The following is an 18447-nucleotide window of genomic DNA, read 5'->3' as shown; positions in this document are numbered from 1 at the left end:
TTTGCCCATCCGATCCTCCCCATCGAAGCAAACGAATCGACGCCCTGCCTACTTGAACGAGTCGGCGATCCTGAGGCTGCCCGTCACAAAGCCCCGCCGGCTTCTCTGGATGGCGTTGCGCCATTTCGAGGTCGCCGGGTGGTCAGTGTCGAGCACGCCGAGCGACACGAGAATCTGTGCGATTGCCGCCTCGGCCGCGCGCTTGCCGCCATCGACGATCTTCAGGGCGATGCCGATCCGCTGCTCTGGCAGAATCGCGGTATAAACCGCTTCCGCCCCGTACTTGATTGCGACCCGTCCGCCCATGGCACGCATCAGTTCGGTGCAGGCACTGCCATCGCCTTCGACCAGTTCCGGATGATGCGCCATCGCATGAGACAGGCGGTACATCGCGCGGCTGCGCGTATCGCCATGCTCGGTCGCGGCCGCGAACCGCCCCATGGCCCGCGCCAGCCCATGAACCGTGGTGGCGAAGTTCGGTGCCGAGCAGCCGTCGATTCCGTATCCCGGCGAGGTCTCTCCGGTCACTTCTTCAGTCGCGGCCTTGATCGCGCGTTGCACGGGGTGGTCGATTTCGATGTATTCCGGGCCGGCCTTGAGGTGCTGCGTCAAGGTCAGGAAGCCCGAATGCTTGCCCGAGCAGTTGTTGTGGATCTGGCAGGGCGCCTCGCCCGTGCGGATCAGCCGGTCTCGCTCGGTATGGTCCGACGGTTCCTGCGGACCGCAGCGCAGGTCGCTTTCGCCCAGGCCAAGCTGCGCCAGCCATTCGGTGACCATGCGGACATGGATGGGTGCGCCGTCATGGCTGGCACAGGCCAGCGCAAGCTGCTCTTCGCTCAGCCCTACGGCATCCGCGGCCCCGCTTTCGATCAGCGGCAGTGCCTGGATCATCTTGCAGGACGACCGCGGGTAGATCACCGTTTCCGGGTTGCCCCAGGCCCGCAGGATCTGGCCCTGCGGATCGCAGACAACCGCGTGTCCCGCATGGGCGCTTTCCAGCAGGTCGCCCCGCCAAAGTTCCACCATCGGATGTGCCCGATCCATGACCGCCATTTGATCCAGTCCCTTTCACGCATGCGCAAAAACGTGCCCAAAGGGCTTTCGCGGTCTGCGGTTTTTGCGTTATGGGAGGGATATCGAGTTGAATTGGCCCGCGCCACAGGAAAAGCTGCCGGCAGAGGCAGCCACAGGCCGGCGGGTCAGGGGCAAAACGCAGCTTGGAGGCTGTAAAGACATGACATCTCGGGCACTTTGGTTCGCCGGTTTCCTACGGGTCGCCGTTCTGGCAACCGCTGCGGGCGGCGCCGCGCTGCCGGCCTTGGCACAGGAATCGACCAACCGGGTCGCGACCAAGACCGACTGGGCCATTTTTGCGGAAGAAAACCCCAAGGAATGCTGGGGCGTCTCCAGTCCGAAGGAAAGCGTCAACACCAAGGATGGCAAGCCCGCTTCTGTGCGGCGTGGCGATATCCGGCTGTTCGTGACCTTCCGTCCCGGCACTGGCGCTGCCGGCGAAGTGTCCTTTACCGGCGGTTATCCCTTCGCGCCGGGCTCGACCGTGAACCTGAAAGTCGGCGACAAGAGCTTCGAGCTGTTCGTGGATGGCGAATGGGCCTGGCCGCAGAATTCCAGCGACGATGCGTCGGTTCTGGCTGCTCTCAAGGCGGGTGAGTCGGCGGTGCTGACCGCGCGGTCGGCGCGCGGCACGCAGACCAAGGACACTTTCTCGCTGCTGGGCTTCACCGCGGCGATGGAAGAAGCCGAGTCGCGCTGCAAGTAAGCCGTAAGGCAAGCCTTGCCGATGCCCCGCCAGCCCTGGCGGGGCTTTCTTTTTCCCGCCGGTTCCGTTTTCCGGTGAAATCCCCTATATGAAGCGCCTGTTTCGCCCGAGGCTTCCCATGACCGACGCCACTGCGCCCATCACCCAGGACGTGATCACGATCCCGCGCAAGCTGCCTGAAGGCAGCCGGACGAACCTTGTCGGCCTGACGCGGGAGCAACTTCGCGACGCGCTGATCGGGGCGGGCACGCCCGAGAAACAAGCCAAGATGCGGGTCGGCCAGATTTGGCAATGGATCTACCATTTCGGCCTGCGCGACTTCGCGGCGATGACCAATCTTGCCAAGGACTACCGCGCGCTGTTGGCCGAGCATTTCACCATCGAGGTGCCCGAGGTCGTCAGCCGCCAGATCAGCGCCGATGGCACGCGCAAATATCTGGTGCGCATCGCCGGCGGGCATGAGGTCGAGACGGTCTATATCCCGGAAGAGGGGCGGGGGACGCTCTGCATCTCCAGCCAGGTCGGCTGCACGCTGACCTGTTCCTTCTGCCATACCGGAACGCAGAAACTGGTGCGCAACCTGACGGCGGGCGAGATCGTCGGTCAGGTGATGCTGGCGCGCGACGATCTTGGCGAATGGCCGGTGCCGGGCGAGCCGAAGGACGAAACGCGCCTCGTGTCGAACGTCGTGCTGATGGGCATGGGCGAGCCGCTCTACAACTTCGAGAATGTCCGCGACGCGATGAAGGTGGTGATGGACAATGAGGGGCTGACCCTCAGCCGCCGCCGGATCACGCTTTCGACCAGCGGTGTCGTGCCCGAAATCGCCCGCACGGCGGAAGAGATCGGCTGCCTTCTGGCCGTCAGCTTCCACGCGACGACCGACGAAGTGCGCGACAAGCTCGTGCCGATCAACAAGCGGTGGAACATCAAGACCCTGCTCGACGCGCTGCGCGAGTACCCGCGCCTGTCGAACTCGGAACGGATCACCTTCGAATACGTCATGCTCAAGGGCGTGAACGACAGCGATGCCGATGCCAAGCGGCTGGTCAAGCTGATCGCGGGTATCCCGGCCAAGATCAACCTGATTCCCTTCAACGAATGGCCCGGTGCGCCTTATGAGCGGTCGGACTGGGAGCGGATCGAGGCCTTCGCCGATATCGTCTACAAGGCCGGCTACGCAAGCCCGATCCGCACCCCCCGCGGCGAGGACATCATGGCGGCCTGCGGCCAGCTCAAGTCGGCCACCGAACGCGCGCGCAAGAGCCGGGCCGAAATCGCTGCCGAGGCCGGGCTTTAGGCCTCCGCCGTTTCGGGTTTGGCTGTTGCTGCCTGTTTGCGGGTCCGGCGGCGGTCCAGCACCGCAAACATCAGCGGGTTGAACAGGATCGAGGCGAGCGCCCCCGCGACGATCAGGTCGCGCGCCTCGGGCGGAACGATGTCGAGCCCCTCGGCCATGACGATGAGGATGAACGAGAACTCGCCGATCTGGGCAAGGCTCGCGGCGATGGTCAGGCCAACCTCCTTGTCGTAACCGAAGGCCCGGACGATGCCATAGGCTGCGACAGACTTGACGGCGATGATGACAAGGATCGTCACCGCCAGTGCGACCGGCTGCTCGACAAGCACGTTCGGATTGAACAGCATCCCGACCGAAACAAAGAACAGCACAGCGAAGGCATCGCGGAAGGGCAGCGTATCCTTCATCGCCTGCGCCGACAGGGTCGAGCGGGACATCACCATGCCCGCGAAGAAAGCGCCAAGTGCAAAGGACACGCCGAAGATTGCCGAGGCGGCGAAGGCCACGCCAAGGGCGATGGACAGGACCGAAAGGCGGAACAGCTCTCGTTGGCCGGTATGGGCGGTGTAGTGCAAGAGCCATGGCACAACCCGCGCCCCGCCAATCAGCATGACCGCGACAAAGGCCGTCACCTTGATGGCGGTCAGCAGCAGCGTCGCGCCCACGGTGCCGAAACCCAGACGCGCCACCTCAGCCGTGTTCGCATCGACCGGCTGGCTTTGCCCGCCCAGCAGCCCGGCCAAAGGCGGGATCATCACCAGCGCCACCACCATCACCAGATCCTCGACGATCAGCCAGCCAACAGCGATCCTGCCCTGCTCCTCGGCCACGAGGGCGCGATCCTGCAAGGCGCGCAAGAGCACGACGGTCGAAGCGACCGAAAGCGACAGACCGAAGATCAGGCCCGCCCCGACACCCCAGCCAAGCGCTATTCCAAGGGCGGCACCGAAGGCGGTGGCGACCGCGATTTGCCCGATCGCACCGGGTATCGCGATGCGCCGGACCGACAGCAGGTCCTTAAGCGAGAAATGCAGGCCGACGCCGAACATCAGCAGGATCACCCCCATCTCGGCCAGTTGCGAGGCGATCTCCTGATCCGCGACATAGCCCGGTGTGAAGGGGCCGATGACGACGCCGGCCGCCAGATAGCCTGCGATCAGCGGCAGGCGCAGACGATGCGCGACGACACCAAGGATGCAGGCAAGCGCAAGGCCGACGGCGATGGTCGTGATCAAGGATGTCTCGTGGTGCACTGGTTCTCCGAGCGACAAGGCTGTCCCCGGTCCGGGCGGCACCACGCGAACGCGGCGCACCCTCCGGTATCGGGTTACTCCGGGGTGTAGGCCGAAGCTTGGGGGCGATGACCCTCCAGTTCAACTGCATCAGCGACAAAAATCCCGGCTTTCCCGGCATTTGTTGCGGCTGTGCGCCGCGGTGGTGAAGACCGTCGCATTTCCCTGTGGGCGGATGTTCACGCTTTGATCCTGCGTCTCTACCTGATATTGCTGATGTCATGAACCCGCCAACCCTGTCCAATTCCGCCGCCCGCCGCCTGTTCCTGCACCGCCACGCGCTTGGCGAGCCGCCGGTCGGGCCGGGCAAGGGCGATGACCTCTGCGCCCTGATCAACCGGATCGGCTTCGTGCAGGTGGACAGCATCAGCACCGTCGAGCGGGCCCATCACATGATCCTTTCGGCGCGCCGCCCCGCCTACCGCCCGGCCGCGCTTGACCGGCTGCTCGAACGCGACCGCCGCCTTTTCGAACACTGGACGCATGATGCCTCGATCCTGCCGGTCGAGGTCTATCCCCACTGGCGCCACCGCTTTCGCCGGCACGAGGAAACACGGGCCGAACGCTGGCGGGCCTGGCTGGGCAGCGACGCCCATGAAAGCAAGTTCGACCAGATCCTCGACCGGATCGCCGCGACGGGTCCCGTCACCACCGCCGAGGTGGGCGAGGACGAGGCGCGCTCGAAAGGAGGGTGGTGGGAGTGGCACCCCTCGAAGGCTGCGCTCGAATGGCTCTGGCTCAGCGGCAAGCTGGCCATCACCCGGCGAGACAATTTCCGCAAGGTCTATGACCTGACCGAGAATGTCATTCCCGCCGATGTCAGATCGATGGAGACCGCCTACGAGGAAACCGTCGACTGGGCCTGTTCCACGGCGCTTGACCGGCTGGGTTTTGCCACATCGGGCGAATTGGCGGCCTATTGGGCGCTCATCTCGCCGCAGGACGCGAAGGACTGGTGCCGCGACGCGTTGTCAGAAGGACGGATCGAGGCGATCGCGGTCCAGGGCGACGACGGGGCGCTTCGCCAGAGTTTCGTCTGGCCCGGAACGCTGGCGGAAGCCGCAGCACTGCCCGGACCGCCCGGTCGCCTGCGTTTGCTCTCACCATTCGACCCGGCGCTCCGCGACCGTAACCGGGCCGAGCGGCTGTTCGGCTTCTTCTACCGGATCGAGGTCTTCGTGCCCGAGCCGAAGCGCCGCTACGGCTACTACGTCTTCCCGCTGCTGGAAGGCGACCGGATCGTTGGACGCATCGACATGAAGGCCTATCGCGACGAAGGGGTCCTTCGGGTCCGCGCGCTCTGGCCGGAACGAGGTGTCAGCTTCGGCGCCGGGCGGATGGCGCGGCTTGAGGCGGAACTGGACCGTATGGCGCGCTTCGCGGGGTGCGATCGGGTCGAATTCCTCGATGGCTGGCGGCGCGAGACGCTAGAGGATTAGAGCGCCAGCACCATGTCGCGGTGTTCGATCCCGGCATCGTCATAGACCGGTCCATAGGCGGTGAAGCCGAGCCTTTCGTAGAAGCCAAGCGCGTGGACCTGAGCACCTAGTTTTGCCTTCTTCACGCCGGGAACGCTGCGCAACCGCTCCACCGCCGCCCGGATCAGGGCCGCGCCCAAGCCAGTGCCGCGGGCTTCCTGCAAGACGCATACCCTGCCGATCTTGCCAATGTGACCCTCGATCAGCAGCCGCGCCGTCCCGAGGGGTCGGCCATCCGCGACCGCCAGCAGATGGATCGCTTCGCCATCCCTGTCGTCGATCTCGTCGGCCTCGCTGACCCCCTGCTCGTCAATGAACACGATCCGGCGCAGGCGGCGGCAGGTGGCCAGATCATCAGTTTCGGCAATGGTGGCGGTCATCATGCTCTCTGGAGTCGGCTTTGCTGACGCTCTGGGACAGTTCGCCGCTGACGTCAATCAGGGCGGTGTCTTTGCAGTTTGCCTGTTTTGCGGGCAGTCGGAGCCGGTCGACCGGCGAATGCGGCGGGAATGTTTGTGCAGAACGCCAACCCGCCTCAACATATGGGACAGTGCCTCGCCCAGAAGGAGAACCCCATGCGTCCCTTCCTCTGTGCCCTGACGAGCCTCCCTGCACTTGCGGTGGGCGCGGGTGCGCTGGCGGGTGACAGTTTGATCGGAACGGTCGAGCGCATTGAGAACCGCGCCACTGCCCAGTCGGCGGATCGAGTGAGGGACCTGGCGCGCAATTCGGACGTATTCTTTGACGAAGTCCTGCACACATACGAGGCTGCACGTCTTGATCTGCGATTGGTCGATGACAGCCACATCACCATGGGGCCGGAGGCGGCGCTGCGGCTGGACCGGTTCGTTTTCTCCTCTGCCGAACCCGGCGGCGCGCTTGGCATCCGGCTGCTTGATGGCGCGTTTCTGTTCACTGGCGGTGCGGTCGAAGGACCGGACGGCGGGCATGTCCGCATCCGAACCCGGTTCGCGGCGATCGCCGTACGGGGCACGACGCTCTGGGCCGGGCCGATCGACGACAGCTATGGTGTGCTTGTCCTGAGCGGCGAGGCACGGGTCGGCAACGCCGGACAGAATGTCACGCTCGGTCCTGGCGAAGGGACCACGCTCCGGACCACGGCCAGCCCGCCATCGCCACCCGTCGTATGGCCGCAGGCCAAAGTTGACCGGGCACTGGCCGCCGTGGCGTTCCGGGATTAATCCACGGTCAGGCGAAGTAGTCGCGCAGCACCCGCGAATAGACGGCCTTCAGTTTGCGGATCTGGTCGACCTCGACCCGTTCGTCGACCGCATGCATGGTCTTGCCGACCAGCCCGAATTCCACGACCGGGCAGTGATCCTTGACGAAGCGCGCATCCGAGGTCCCGCCCGATGTCGAAAGCTCTGGCTCCAGCCCCGTCTCGGCCTTTACGGCCTTCGCAACCAGCGCCGACAACGCCCCCGGCGGAGTCAGGAAGCTTTCGCCCGAGATCGAAACCCGGAGCGCGATCTTCACCCCGGTCTCGGCCTGCACCTTCGCCGCTTCGGCGCTGAGCCAGTCCGTCAGCGAGGCGCCGGAGTGCAGGTCGTTGAAACGGATGTTCACCGTCCCGCGCGAAATGGCAGGGATGACGTTCGTTGCCGGGTTGCCGGTGTCGATCGTCGTGATTGCCAGCGTCGAGGCGTCGAAGTGGTCGGTGCCGCGGTCAAGCTCGTGGCTCGCCAGCCGGTCCATCAGCCGCACCAGCGCCGTGACCGGATTCTTCGCGCGATGGGGATAGGCGGAATGGCCCTGCACGCCTTCCGCCGTGAACCAGGCGGTCAGCGACCCGCGCCGGCCGATCTTCATCGCTTGGCCAAAGGTTTCCGGGCAGGTGGGCTCACCGACGAGGCAAACGCTCATTGCCTCTCCCTGGGTTGCCATCCAGTCGAGCAGGGCGACCGTGCCATCCTCTGCATCCGCCTCTTCATCGCCGGTGATGGCCAGGATCACGGCACCGTCGGGCGGTGTCTCGCGGACAAAATCGACAGCCGCAGCGGCGAAGGCCGCGACCCCGGATTTCATGTCGGTCGCACCGCGTCCGTAAAGCCAGCCATCCACGATCTCGGCTCCGAAGGGGTCGTGGGTCCAGGCTGCGGCGTCGCCCACCGGAACCACGTCGGTATGACCGTTGAAGCCGAAGCTGCGGTTCGAGCCCTTTCGCCCCCACCGCGCATAGAGATTGGCGATACCGCCACGATCCACCCGCGTGCAGTCGAAACCGGCACCCGACAAGAGCTTCTCCAGCAGCACAAGTGCCCCGCCCTCGGCTGGGGTGACCGAGTTGCAGCGCACCAGATCGGCGGTTAGCGCGACGGGGTCGACGGGGGTGTGGGCGGACATGGCGCGTTCCTCTCTTGCGGACATCAGCAGCGATAGCCGGTCGGCCAGCATGGTGCAACCGGACGGCCTGCTGTGTCCCGGCTGCAACCTTGCGGCGGTCTTTCAAGATGGATCAAAGGGTTGTCTTGGAAAGCTCATGTAACTGCCCTTAGGCTGACCGGAAAGAACACGTCCCGAGGCAGGACAGACAGGGCCAAAGAGCCCACAGGCATGTGCGACCTTCGCGGCTTCGGCCGGGACGAATGTCGCTGTCTGTTCCGCCTTAAGCAGAGGCGAACATGAGAGCAGGCATTTCCATTAGCGACCGCGCCCCCGGTCAAACCGCAGGGCTGCGGACATGACCGCCCGCACCTGGATCGCCCTGTCGGATTGCGACCGCTTTCTGCCCCCTGTCGCCGAGGCCGAACTGCATCGCGGTCTGCTGATCTTCGAGATTGCCCTTCCCTTGCCGCGCGCCGGCCTCCTCTTGGCGCAGGAGGCAGGCCGGAGCGCGCTGCGGCTGATGTACGAGCCCGAGGCGGGTTTTGCCCTGTTTCATCGCCAGGGTGACAGGCTGGGCCGACATCACCTGCCCGGAAAGATACCACCCGGTCCGACGCTGGCGCAGTTACGCTTCAGCTGGGACCGCGTAAGCGACCGCTGGACACTGCGCATTGTGCCGGAGGGCGGGCGGACCATTGCCACGGGTGGCGGTGGCGTCATGGCGATGCGCACGTCGCTTGTCGAAGCGCTGACCCGCGGCGGTCCGGACCAGAAGCGCGATCCGGCCCTGCTGTGGTTCGGCGCGACCGATGGCTGGATGCCCGAAGCCGAAGCCTGGCTTGGCCCGCTGACCCCGGTGGAAACCCGGCGCGGGCCTGTTCCGGTTGGTCGTCTGCAGCCGGGCGACGTGCTGCTGACCCTCGATCAGGGGCCGCTTCCACTTCTCTCGGTCCGGCGTCAGGATCTGCCGGCCAAGGGCAGCTTTGCACCACTCAGGTTGCGGGCCTCCTATTTTGGTGCGCGGGCCGACCTGCTTGTGACGCCCCCTCAGGCGATCGTGCTCAAAGGGTCCGATGTCGAGTACCTGACCGGCGAGGACGAGGTTCTGGCCGAGGCGCGCGACCTGGCCGATGGCACCCGCGTGCTGGTCGAGGACCGTCAGACGGTCCTGCCCTGGGTTGCGCTCGATTTCGGTCGCGCGGCTTTGGTGCGGTCGGGCGATTGCGCGCTCGCGGTCGGGACGCCTTACGGCATCCGCCGCCTGACCCGGTCCGAGACGATCGCCCTGCGCGATGCCCATTCGGGCGGCGCCCGCAGCCGCTTTGCCTGATCAGTCGTAGAACGGCGTCATCTGCGCGACGATCACCGAGTTTTCGGTCAGGGCACGGTCCATCAGGCCACGCTCTTCCTCGCCGATCTCATCCCCGGCCTTCAGCCTCTCTTCGAGCGTGCCGTGACCGGTCACGTCCAGCGGAGCAAGATCGGCCTGCTTCAGGATCGCCACCGTCTCGCGCACCGCTTCGGCCTCGTCCACGCCGCTGGCATAGCATAGCAGCGCAGCTCCCGTCGCCTTGTCCGGCAGCCCGTCGCCACTCTTGCGGCCGACTTCGACCAGCAGCGTATAGACCTGCTGCGACCGCTTGGGTTTGGGAGAGGGGATTTCGTCGCTCATCTCGGGGCCTCGCTGGCGCGCTCGGTTTTCAGGAAATCCAGGAACCGTCGCAATCCCTGTGGCATATGTCGGCGGCTGGGGAAATAGCGATAGGGACAATCGAAGCGGTCTGGCCAGTCCGGCAGGATATAGACTAGGCGCCCGGCCAGCGGCCTTTCGGCTGGTTGTTCCATGTCAATGCGGGCTTCAGGGCTTGCCCTAGACTCCCATGCCGGCGAAAGGGAGGGGATATGATGTGGCGGATACTGGCTCTCTGGCTGACGCTGTGTCTTGCGTTGCAGACACCAGCAGCAGCGCAGACCTTTGCGGAAGATTTCGATCGGCTGCTCAAATCCGGACGGATCGATGCGGCAGAACAGGCGGCTGCCGACCGGCTCGACACTGTGCCAGGCGACGCACAAGCGCAGTTTGCGCTCGGTGCGGCGCAGTTTCTTGGGGCGGTCGAGGGGTTGGGCCGGGGTCTCTACCGCCTTGGCCTGATCGCCGAACCGGCGGATGACAGCCTGATTGCCCAACTGCCGATCCTGCGCCTGCCGGTGCCGCCAAACTCCCATCCGCAGCCCATGACACCTGAGGCGTTGCGCGCAATTCTCTTGGACTTCGGATCGGAGCTTGCCCGGGCGGAAAAGACGCTTGCCGCCGTGCCTCCGGGACCAGTCGAACTGCCGATCGAGGCCGGAGAGATCAGGCTGGATTTCGCTGGAACCGGATCGCCCGCAACGATGCGGACCTTCTCCACGCTTTGGGCGGGGATCTCGGGCCTCGAACCGGAAGATCTCGGGTCGATCCGGTTCGACGAAGGCGATGTCCCGTGGCTGCGCGGCTATGCGCATCTGCTTGAGGCGGTGACAGATCTTGTGCTGGCGCATGATTTCGACCGATCGGTCGATCTGACCTTTCAGGACCTGTTTCCTTCCTCGAGCCTGGCATCCGCACCGCTGCGCGAGGCCGCTCAGCAGCAACGATTGATCGTTGCAGCCATCGGAGCAGATTGCGAGATGCCCGAATGGTACTACGATCGTGTCTATGGCACTGGCAGCGGGGATTTCACCCCAGAGGAAAAGGAGCGGATCGAGAGCGCCTGGGCCTGCCAAAGCGCCATGACAGCCTTGTGGTCGGCAAGCGTCGGCGATCTGGTCGCCTTCGCGCATCTGCTGGACTGGCCGGTTGTCGAACCCGCACGGATGGTATCTGCCCGTCAGCACCTGCTCGACATGATCGCACTCAGCCGTCAGAGCTGGGCGCTTGTCCTCGCCGAGACCGACGATGACCGGGAATGGCTACCCTCGCCCCGTCAGATCGGACCGTTCTCGAACATGCGGGTGACAGACCAGACACTTGCCGCCTGGAATGACTTTCTGGACGAGGCGGAGGCCGTTCTGAACGGCACGCTGCTCATTCCACATTGGCGGTTTCCGTCTGATCAGGGCCTGAACATCCGCCGCATGTTCGAGGAGCCGCGCCGCTTCGACCTTGTCCTGCTGCTGACCGGGTCCGGGGCCATTCCCTATATCGAAAAGGGCGCCCTTGCCCCGGATTCGACGATGGAGGGCGCCGTACGCGTTCTGGACGGCGGGCCGCTGGCCTATTTCTTCTGGTTCAACTGATCTGCCGTCAGCCGCCGTCGGCAACCAGGCCGGCTGCGGTAACGCCGGCGATCGCGGCGGCCTCGTCATTGTCCGAGGTGTCGCCCGAAACGCCGACCACGCCGATCAGGGCGCCCGCCACGTCGCGCACGAGGACGGCCCCCGCCACCGGGATCAGCCCGTCCACCACATGCGCCGCCCCGGCATAGAAGGTCGGCCGCGCCGCCGCCATCCGCTCCAGCGCGCGGGAGCCCAGGCCGAAGGCCAGCGCCCCGTCGGCCTTGGCCTTGGCGATCTGGAACCGCTTCAGGCTCGTCCCGTCCTCGCTTGCCGCCGCGATCACCGCTCCGCGCGCATCCAGCACCACGACGGAAAGCGGCCGGAACCCGGCGGTGCGCGCATGGGCCAGCGCGGCCTGAACCATCCCCTGCGCGGCAGCCAGCGTCAGCGCCATCGGCCGCTCAGTCCCGCAAGAGATCGTTGATCGAGGTCTTGGCCCGGGTCTGCGCATCCACTCGCTTCACGATCACCGCGCAATAGAGGTTTACGCCGCCCTTCGACGGCAGCGACCCCGCGACCACCACCGACCCGGCAGGCACCTCGCCATACATGACCTCGCCCGTCTCGCGGTCGACGATCTTGGTGGACTTGCCGATATAGACACCCATCCCCAGCACCGAGCCCTCGCGCACGATGCAGCCCTCGACCACTTCCGACCGCGCCCCGATGAAGCAGTTGTCCTCGATGATCGTCGGACCCGCCTGCATCGGCTCCAGCACCCCGCCGATCCCGACGCCGCCCGACAGGTGCACATGCTTGCCGATCTGCGCGCAGGAGCCGACGGTGGCCCAGCCGTCCACCATGCTGCCCTCGTCCACATAGGCGCCGAGGTTCACGAAGCTCGGCATCAGCACCACGCCCTTCGCGATATAGGCCGACCGCCGCACGATGCTGCCCGGCACCGCGCGGAACCCCGCCGCCCGCCAGTCGGCCTCGGTCCAGCCCTGGAACTTCGACGGCACCTTGTCCCACCAGTTGGACCCGCCGTTCCCGCCCGAGATCTCGTACATGTCAGACAGCCGGAACGACAGGAGCACCGCCTTCTTCGCCCACTGGTTCACCTGCCACTGGCCGTCCGCCTTCCGCTCGGCCACCCGCAGCGCGCCCTTGTCCAGTGCCTCCAGCACCGCTTCGATCGCCTCGCGCGTCTCGCCCTTGGTCGAAGGCGAGATCCCGTCCCGCGCCTCCCAGGCGGCTTCGATCGCGGTTTCCAGGGCAGCGTGGGTCATCGGGGCACTCCGGTTGCTCTAGGGTCGCGCTTGCCTATAGACCGGAGGGACCCATGGCGCAATCGACGCCGACGACAGGAGAGGGCCGATGAACGACCAGTCCCGCACCCATCCCTTCCGCGACAGCGTCCAGGATACCGCCGCAGCCGAGACCTGCCCCGAAACCGCCCAGACCCGCGCACCGGCCTACCGCCTCGCCTTCGCCGATCCCGATTTCCTGCTGCGCGAGGATCTGCGGCCGGTCCGCCTGCAGCTTGAACTGCTGAAGCCCCAGCTCATCATGGACGAGCGCGGCGTCCGCTCCACCGTCGTGCTGATGGGCTCGGCCCGCATCCCATCGCCCGAGCGTCCGGGCACCGCCACCGGCCTTGCGCAGTGGTACGACACGGCCCGCACCCTTGCCCGCCTCATCACCGAGAAAAGCCTGCATAGCTATGGCCGCGACTGGGTCGTGGCGACGGGCGGCGGCCCGGGGATCATGGAGGCCGGCAACCGCGGCGCCGACGATGCGGGCGGCCATTCCATCGGGCTGAACATCGTGCTGCCGCACGAGCAGGCCCCGAACGCCTGGGTCACGCCCGACCTCTGCTTCAACTTCCACTACTTCGCGATCCGCAAGATGCACTTCCTGATGCGCGCCCGCGCCATCTGCATCTTCCCCGGCGGCTTCGGCACGCTCGACGAGATGTTCGAATGCCTCACCCTGATCCAGACCGGGCGGATGAAGCGCATCCCCTTCATCCTGTTCGGAAAGGTATTCTGGGAGCGCCTGATCGACTGGCAGAGCCTCGTCGACGAGGGCCTGATCGGCGAGGCCGACCTCGGCCTCTTCCGCTACGCCGAGACGGCGGAGGAGGCGATGGCGATGATGGGGGAGGAGTGAATTCTTTGGACACTCAACCTTACCTTGAACTACAACGTGGGGGTGCTAGTTGTCGTGTGAAATATGACCATTCCCGAGTTTGCGCCGAACGGCGTTCTTCCATCGTTTGTCGGAGATCAGCCGGCGGAGAGTAGCTGTCGCTCTCCATATCGGGCCTCAATGTTAGAGGTGGTGGAACGATTCTGCACATCCCCTCAACGAGCTGAACTTCTTCTGGGGCTGAATGAGTACCGAAAGCTTCTTTTTACTGGCGGGTTTGTATCTGGATCGCAGTGGATAGACGGTAGTTTTGTCGAGAACGTTGAGGAGCGCCGCAGGAGAAGCCCAAGCGATATTGATGTGGTTACTTTGTTTAATAGGCCTATTAGATATCAAGCTACGCCTTCGAGCTGGCATTTTGACTATCAGAACAGGATCTTTCCAAAATATTTCGACACCAAGAAAATGAAACCGCTATACGGCTGTGATACCTACGCCATTGATCTCGATTCGGGCGGAGGAGCACTCATTCGTAATACTACTTACTGGTTTGGTTTATTCAGTGATGTAAGGAACTCTAATCAGAAAAAGGGGATCGTGGAGCTTCCGCTATCCGCTGACGCTGCCGAATACCTAGTTGTAGAGCAAGCTGTGAGGAGAAAATTCCATGTCTAATCTCCAAACAATAATGCTTCTTCGCGAACAAATCTCCGAGCTCAAGGTGCTAATTTCTGAAGCAGAGAAGGATGAGGATATTGTCGGGAAGTTGAGTTTTGTAAGACGGCTTGATTCTGTTTCTGCGGAGCTTGATGATCTTCTGGTGTCCGATGCCAAGGTTGGAGAGGTGGTCGTGCTATTTGATGGGGCGCCGGTAAATGGCACAATCGGCATAGACGCGAAGTTTGCCACCAACGCATTGAATCATTTTCAAGCCATTGTCACAAGATTATTTGCTTCGAAGATTCCAGGGCCTATCAATGCGAGAGGCAAGATAAGAGGATCCGACCTGATTGGCCTTGATATTCGCGGAGTTGCAACGGGTTCTTTTGGTTTTCTCTTGGAAGAAAGAGATGCCGCGCAATACAGCGCATTGAAGACGCCAATACGGGAGTCTCTGGAGGAGGCTGCTGAAATTCTCCGAGAGTTTGCGCAGGACGATGATGATGAATTTCTGATCGAAGTTGACGACATCAACCCTCGTATCTTCATGGCATGTGCGAAATTCTTTCGCCATCTCAAGAGCAATTCTGCTTCATTTAAGGCAACTTTGCCAGATAGGAGCTATGCATTCGGCCTTAGCGATATTGATAGAGCCTACAAGAGAATTTCTGATACGAGAGTTAAGATTGAAACATTCCAATGGCGGGGAACGCTTGTCGGACTTTCGCCAATTAAAAGGTCGTTTGATTTTAGGAAGGAGGGCGAAGATTATATCGTCTCGGGGAATTTTAGTCATCAGGTTAGCCAGGATTATCTTGAGAGAATTGAAAATAGAAAAGGCATTACGCTGGGCGGCAGTTTCGATGCTAAGATTGAGGTGGGAACAATAAAGAAGCCAGATGGTACTACTAGCATCAGTTACACCGTAACGGATCTCACTGAGGCTGAGGGATGATCTGGTACTAAGTTTGCGGTGAGTGCTGCAACAGTTAACCGTGATTTGTGATTTTGATTCGTTTGTTATCAAAACACCCCACTATTCTGTGTACTTCCCTTTCTTGAATTCTTTTGTTAAACTTCTACTCCGGCAGCGCAATTTCAGCCTCATTCGCAGGCTTGGGGATTTGCCATGGAAGAAATAGAACTCCAAGCATTCGTCGATGGCTTCACGTAAACGAGTAGCCTTTTTGATTAGGCTATCTACCCTTGGATCGGTGAGTGCGTTTTTATAATGGGATACGTAGAGAGGTATCCCCTTTAAGTGCCAAATGGGGTCGAATATAAAGGGAAGTGAGTATCGGTGTTCTTGTCTTAGACGATCGAGGGTGCGTGCAACCTCTGTTGCAGCTTCAATCTTTGATGAGAACTTTTCTGAGCTCTTGGATTTCCTTGCTTCTGCGCAAAGCGCTACAATTTCGTAAAGTGATTTACTGAGCAGCTTGATGTCTGCCCCGAGAACATTCTGCTTTGCAGAGAGTCGGGCAGCGCTATTGGCGGCATTAATGCTTGCAAATGCCGAACCTATTGCGGCGACAGTTGCTATGATCGTAGCCGTGCTTTCGCTGATCTCCATACCCGGACCATTCAGTTTAGATAGCTGTGGAAATAGCATGTCCATAGCTTGTTCAGCAAAGGGAAATCTTCCGAGTTGAATCGTGAAATTCAGCATGAGCCGGGTTTCACTGCCTGGTACGCAACACATCCTGTCGGCATGGGGGGTTTTCCGTGATTCTTCTGTCGCCATATGCCTGCCATACGGAAACCCGACGCCTTCCAGCCCCCCTGCACCGCTTCCCCGTGACCTTCCCCGCCGGGCGTGCTACCTGATTGGGCATGACCCAGCTTCCCTCGAAGGCGCAGATCCTGGATTGGATCGCCCAGAATCCCGGCCTCTCGGCCAAGCGCGACATCGCCAAGGCCTTTGGCATCAAGGGCGATCAACGCATTGATCTCAAACGGCTTCTGAAGGAGCTGGAGGCCGAGGGCGCCCTTGAAAAGCGCCGTCATACCTACCGCGATTCCTCCAAACTCCCCCCCGTCTCGCTCCTCGTCATCCTCCCCCCCGACAGCCAGGGCGACCAATGGGCAACCCCCATGGATTGGGAGGGGGAGGGGCCGGCCCCCAAGATCTTGTATCGCCCCGCCAAAACCGATGCACCGATGGCCGAGGGCGACCGCATCCTTGCCCGCCTGACCGAGGTGAAGGGCGACGCCGGCTACGAGGCCCGCCTGATCCGCAAGCTCGGCACCAACCCGCAGAGAATCCTCGGGATTTTCCGCAAGGAGGCCGAAGGCGGCCGCATCGTTCCCATCGACAAGGGCCAGGACAAGGACTGGCGCGTCGGCCGCGACTTCACCCTCAACGCCCGCGACGGCGAGCTGGTCGAGGCCGAGCAATCCGGCCGCCGCGGCCTTGGCCTGCCGCAGGCCAGGATCGTGAATCGCCTGGGCGATCCCTCGGCCCCCAAGGCCGTCTCCCTTATCGCCATCCACCAGCACGGCATCCCCGACCACTTCCCCGACCCCGTGATCGCCGAGGCCGACGCCGAAAAGCCCGCCGGCCTGAAGGGCCGCGAGGACCTGCGCGACCTTCCCCTCGTCACCATCGACCCGATCGACGCCCGCGACCACGACGACGCCGTCTATGCCGAGCCCGACACCGACCCGGCCAACCCCGGCGGCCATATCGTCTGGGTCGCCATCGCCGATGTTGCCCATTACGTCCGCCCCGGCTCCGCGCTGGACCGCGAGGCGCGGAAGCGCGGGAACTCGACCTATTTCCCCGACCGCGTGGTGCCGATGCTGCCCGACCGGCTGTCGGGCGACCTCTGTTCCCTGCACGAAGGCGTGCCCCGCGCCTGCCTTGCCGTGCGGATGAAACTCGACGCGAGCGGCCAGAAGATCGGCCATCGTTTCGTCCGCGGCCTGATGCGCTCGGCCGCGAGCCTCGACTATACCGAGGTGCAGAACGCCGCCGACGGCCGCCCGAACGACAAATGCGCGCCGCTGATGGACCGCATCATCAAGCCGCTCTACGCCGCTTACGAGGCGACGAAGAAGGCCCGCGCGCTGCGCCAGCCGCTGGACCTTGACCTGCCTGAACGGAAGATCGTGCTGTCGGACGAGGGCAAGGTGGTCTCGGTCGCCTTCCGCGACCGCTTCGAGGCGCACAAGCTGATCGAGGAGTTCATGATCCTCGCCAATGTCGCCGCCGCCGAGGAGCTGATCCAGCACCGCCGGCCGCTGCTGTTCCGCGTGCACGAGGAGCCGAGCGCCGACAAGATCGAGGCGCTGCGCGAGGTGGCCGAGGCGTCGGGTTTCGTGCTGGCGAAGGGGCAGGTGCTGAAGACCGCGCATCTGAACCGCCTCCTGGCGCAGGCCGAGGGCAGCGAGTTCGACGAGCTGATGAACATCACCACGCTGCGGTCGATGACGCAGGCCTATTACCACCCCGAGAACTTCGGCCATTTCGGGCTGGCGCTGCGCTCCTACGCGCATTTCACCTCGCCCATCCGCCGCTATTCCGACCTAATCGTCCACCGCGCGCTGATCTCGGCGCATGGCTGGGGGAAGGACGGGCTGTCGGCCGAGGACATCGAGAGCCTCGAGGACACGGCGAAGCACATCTCCGACACCGAGCGGCGCAGCATGGCGGCCGAGCGCGACACGACCGACCGCTACCTCGCCGCCTACCTGGCCGACCGGGTGGGGGCGGAGTTCTCCGGGCGCATCTCGGGCGTCCAGCGCTTCGGCCTGTTCGTGCGTCTGGACGAGACGGGCGCCGATGGCCTGATCCCGATCCGCGACGTGGGGCGCGAGTTCTTCCATTTCGATCCCGACAGCCAGACGCTGATGGGCGCCGACACGGGCCTGACCATCGGCATCGGCCAGCGGGTGACGGTGCGTCTGGCCGAGGCGATCCCGGTGACGGGTGGGCTGGTGCTGGAGCTTCTCGAAATCGAAGGACGGTCACTGCCGGCCGGACGCGCGGGCAAGAAGGGGCGGTTCAATCCGCGCAAGCCCGGAAAGGCTGCGGCCCGCGACGAGAAGCTCAAGCGCAAGGTCATCCGCAAGCGCAAATGACCCCGCCCGATCCTGGCTTTGTGACTTGCCGTCTCTGCAGGACAGGCCTAACTCGTCCTCGTGCGGGTTGGCCCGCACGTCATCAGGAACCCAAACCCA

The 18447-nt window shown here is 63.6% G+C and carries 18 protein-coding genes; 10 read left to right on the top strand and 8 right to left on the bottom strand.

The window, feature by feature from the left end:
- Positions 1-48: 48 nt before the first annotated feature.
- Positions 49-1044 carry an asparaginase gene (locus L0V05_RS02965; RefSeq protein ID WP_234869185.1) on the bottom strand — a complete coding sequence of 332 codons (996 nt, stop codon included), beginning with the start codon at positions 1042-1044 and terminating at the stop codon, positions 49-51.
- 190 nt (positions 1045-1234) lie between these two features.
- On the opposite strand from L0V05_RS02965, the gene L0V05_RS02960 reads away from it, so the two are divergent.
- Together L0V05_RS02960 and rlmN are read left to right on the top strand one after the other, a co-directional pair.
- On the top strand, positions 1235-1780 hold the full coding sequence (locus tag L0V05_RS02960; protein WP_234868339.1) for an invasion associated locus B family protein: 546 nt from the start codon (positions 1235-1237) through the stop codon (positions 1778-1780).
- Between the two features lie 118 nt (positions 1781-1898).
- Positions 1899-3080: a dual-specificity RNA methyltransferase RlmN gene (gene rlmN, locus L0V05_RS02955; protein ID WP_234868337.1), complete on the top strand. Its 1182-nt coding sequence runs from the start codon at positions 1899-1901 to the stop codon at positions 3078-3080.
- On the opposite strand, the gene L0V05_RS02950 is transcribed toward rlmN, so the two are convergent.
- Positions 3077-4315, bottom strand: coding sequence for a cation:proton antiporter domain-containing protein (locus L0V05_RS02950; RefSeq protein ID WP_234868335.1), 1239 nt, complete (start codon positions 4313-4315; stop codon positions 3077-3079). The genes rlmN and L0V05_RS02950 overlap by 4 nt on opposite strands.
- A gap of 278 nt (positions 4316-4593) precedes the next feature.
- On the opposite strand from L0V05_RS02950, the gene L0V05_RS02945 reads away from it, so the two are divergent.
- Positions 4594-5811: a winged helix-turn-helix domain-containing protein gene (locus L0V05_RS02945; RefSeq protein WP_234868333.1), complete on the top strand. Its 1218-nt coding sequence runs from the start codon at positions 4594-4596 to the stop codon at positions 5809-5811.
- Here L0V05_RS02945 and L0V05_RS02940 read toward each other — a convergent pair.
- Positions 5808-6230: a GNAT family N-acetyltransferase gene (locus tag L0V05_RS02940; protein ID WP_234868331.1), complete on the bottom strand. Its 423-nt coding sequence runs from the start codon at positions 6228-6230 to the stop codon at positions 5808-5810. The two genes, L0V05_RS02945 and L0V05_RS02940, sit on opposite strands and share 4 nt — an antisense overlap.
- A gap of 195 nt (positions 6231-6425) precedes the next feature.
- On the opposite strand from L0V05_RS02940, the gene L0V05_RS02935 reads away from it, so the two are divergent.
- Positions 6426-7052 carry a FecR family protein gene (locus L0V05_RS02935; protein ID WP_234868328.1) on the top strand — a complete coding sequence of 209 codons (627 nt, stop codon included), beginning with the start codon at positions 6426-6428 and terminating at the stop codon, positions 7050-7052.
- 7 nt (positions 7053-7059) lie between these two features.
- On the opposite strand, the gene dapE is transcribed toward L0V05_RS02935, so the two are convergent.
- The gene (dapE, locus tag L0V05_RS02930) at positions 7060-8214 is read right to left on the bottom strand and encodes a succinyl-diaminopimelate desuccinylase (protein WP_234868326.1); all 1155 of its coding nucleotides are present in this window, start codon (positions 8212-8214) and stop codon (positions 7060-7062) included.
- A gap of 337 nt (positions 8215-8551) precedes the next feature.
- Here dapE and L0V05_RS02925 point away from each other — a divergent pair, with 337 nt between their 5' ends.
- Complete coding sequence (locus L0V05_RS02925) at positions 8552-9526, top strand: Hint domain-containing protein (protein ID WP_234868324.1); 975 nt, start codon at positions 8552-8554, stop codon at positions 9524-9526.
- Here L0V05_RS02925 and L0V05_RS02920 read toward each other — a convergent pair whose 3' ends face one another.
- Positions 9527-9868, bottom strand: coding sequence for a DUF8846 family protein (locus tag L0V05_RS02920; RefSeq protein ID WP_234868322.1), 342 nt, complete (start codon positions 9866-9868; stop codon positions 9527-9529). It abuts the gene before it with no gap.
- A 233-nt stretch (positions 9869-10101) separates the two neighbouring features.
- On the opposite strand from L0V05_RS02920, the gene L0V05_RS02915 reads away from it, so the two are divergent.
- Positions 10102-11475 carry a hypothetical protein gene (locus L0V05_RS02915; protein ID WP_234868320.1) on the top strand — a complete coding sequence of 458 codons (1374 nt, stop codon included), beginning with the start codon at positions 10102-10104 and terminating at the stop codon, positions 11473-11475.
- Positions 11476-11482: 7 nt separating this feature from the next.
- On the opposite strand, the gene L0V05_RS02910 is transcribed toward L0V05_RS02915, so the two are convergent.
- Both L0V05_RS02910 and dapD read right to left on the bottom strand, forming a co-directional pair.
- Positions 11483-11908 (bottom strand): GlcG/HbpS family heme-binding protein, encoded by a 426-nt coding sequence (locus L0V05_RS02910; protein ID WP_234868318.1) that lies wholly within the window; start codon positions 11906-11908, stop codon positions 11483-11485.
- 7 nt (positions 11909-11915) lie between these two features.
- Positions 11916-12743, bottom strand: a complete 828-nt coding sequence (gene dapD, locus L0V05_RS02905) for a 2,3,4,5-tetrahydropyridine-2,6-dicarboxylate N-succinyltransferase (protein WP_234868316.1) — start codon at positions 12741-12743, stop codon at positions 11916-11918.
- Between the two features lie 88 nt (positions 12744-12831).
- Between dapD and L0V05_RS02900 the strand changes: the two genes are divergently transcribed.
- The 3 genes from L0V05_RS02900 to L0V05_RS02890 all read left to right on the top strand — a co-directional run bounded on the left by L0V05_RS02900 (position 12832) and on the right by L0V05_RS02890 (position 15220).
- Complete coding sequence (locus L0V05_RS02900) at positions 12832-13626, top strand: LOG family protein (RefSeq protein WP_234868313.1); 795 nt, start codon at positions 12832-12834, stop codon at positions 13624-13626.
- Positions 13627-13689: 63 nt separating this feature from the next.
- Entirely contained in the window at positions 13690-14280 is a 591-nt protein-coding gene (locus L0V05_RS02895; protein ID WP_234868311.1) for a DUF6932 family protein, read from the top strand.
- The gene (locus tag L0V05_RS02890; protein WP_234868309.1) at positions 14273-15220 is read left to right on the top strand and encodes a hypothetical protein; all 948 of its coding nucleotides are present in this window, start codon (positions 14273-14275) and stop codon (positions 15218-15220) included. Before L0V05_RS02895 ends, L0V05_RS02890 begins: the two co-directional genes overlap by 8 nt.
- Before the next feature lie 81 nt (positions 15221-15301).
- Here the strand turns inward: L0V05_RS02890 and L0V05_RS02885 are convergent, their stop codons facing one another.
- Complete coding sequence (locus L0V05_RS02885; RefSeq protein ID WP_234868307.1) at positions 15302-15934, bottom strand: hypothetical protein; 633 nt, start codon at positions 15932-15934, stop codon at positions 15302-15304.
- 164 nt (positions 15935-16098) lie between these two features.
- Between L0V05_RS02885 and rnr the strand changes: the two genes are divergently transcribed.
- Positions 16099-18348, top strand: coding sequence for a ribonuclease R (gene rnr, locus L0V05_RS02880; protein ID WP_234868305.1), 2250 nt, complete (start codon positions 16099-16101; stop codon positions 18346-18348).
- The last annotated feature ends 99 nt before the right edge of the window (positions 18349-18447 follow it).

This window comes from Alitabrizicola rongguiensis, assembly GCF_021491355.1.
In the GTDB taxonomy this organism is placed as follows: domain Bacteria; phylum Pseudomonadota; class Alphaproteobacteria; order Rhodobacterales; family Rhodobacteraceae; genus Aliitabrizicola; species Aliitabrizicola rongguiensis.
This window is presented reverse-complemented; position numbering and strand designations above follow the sequence as displayed.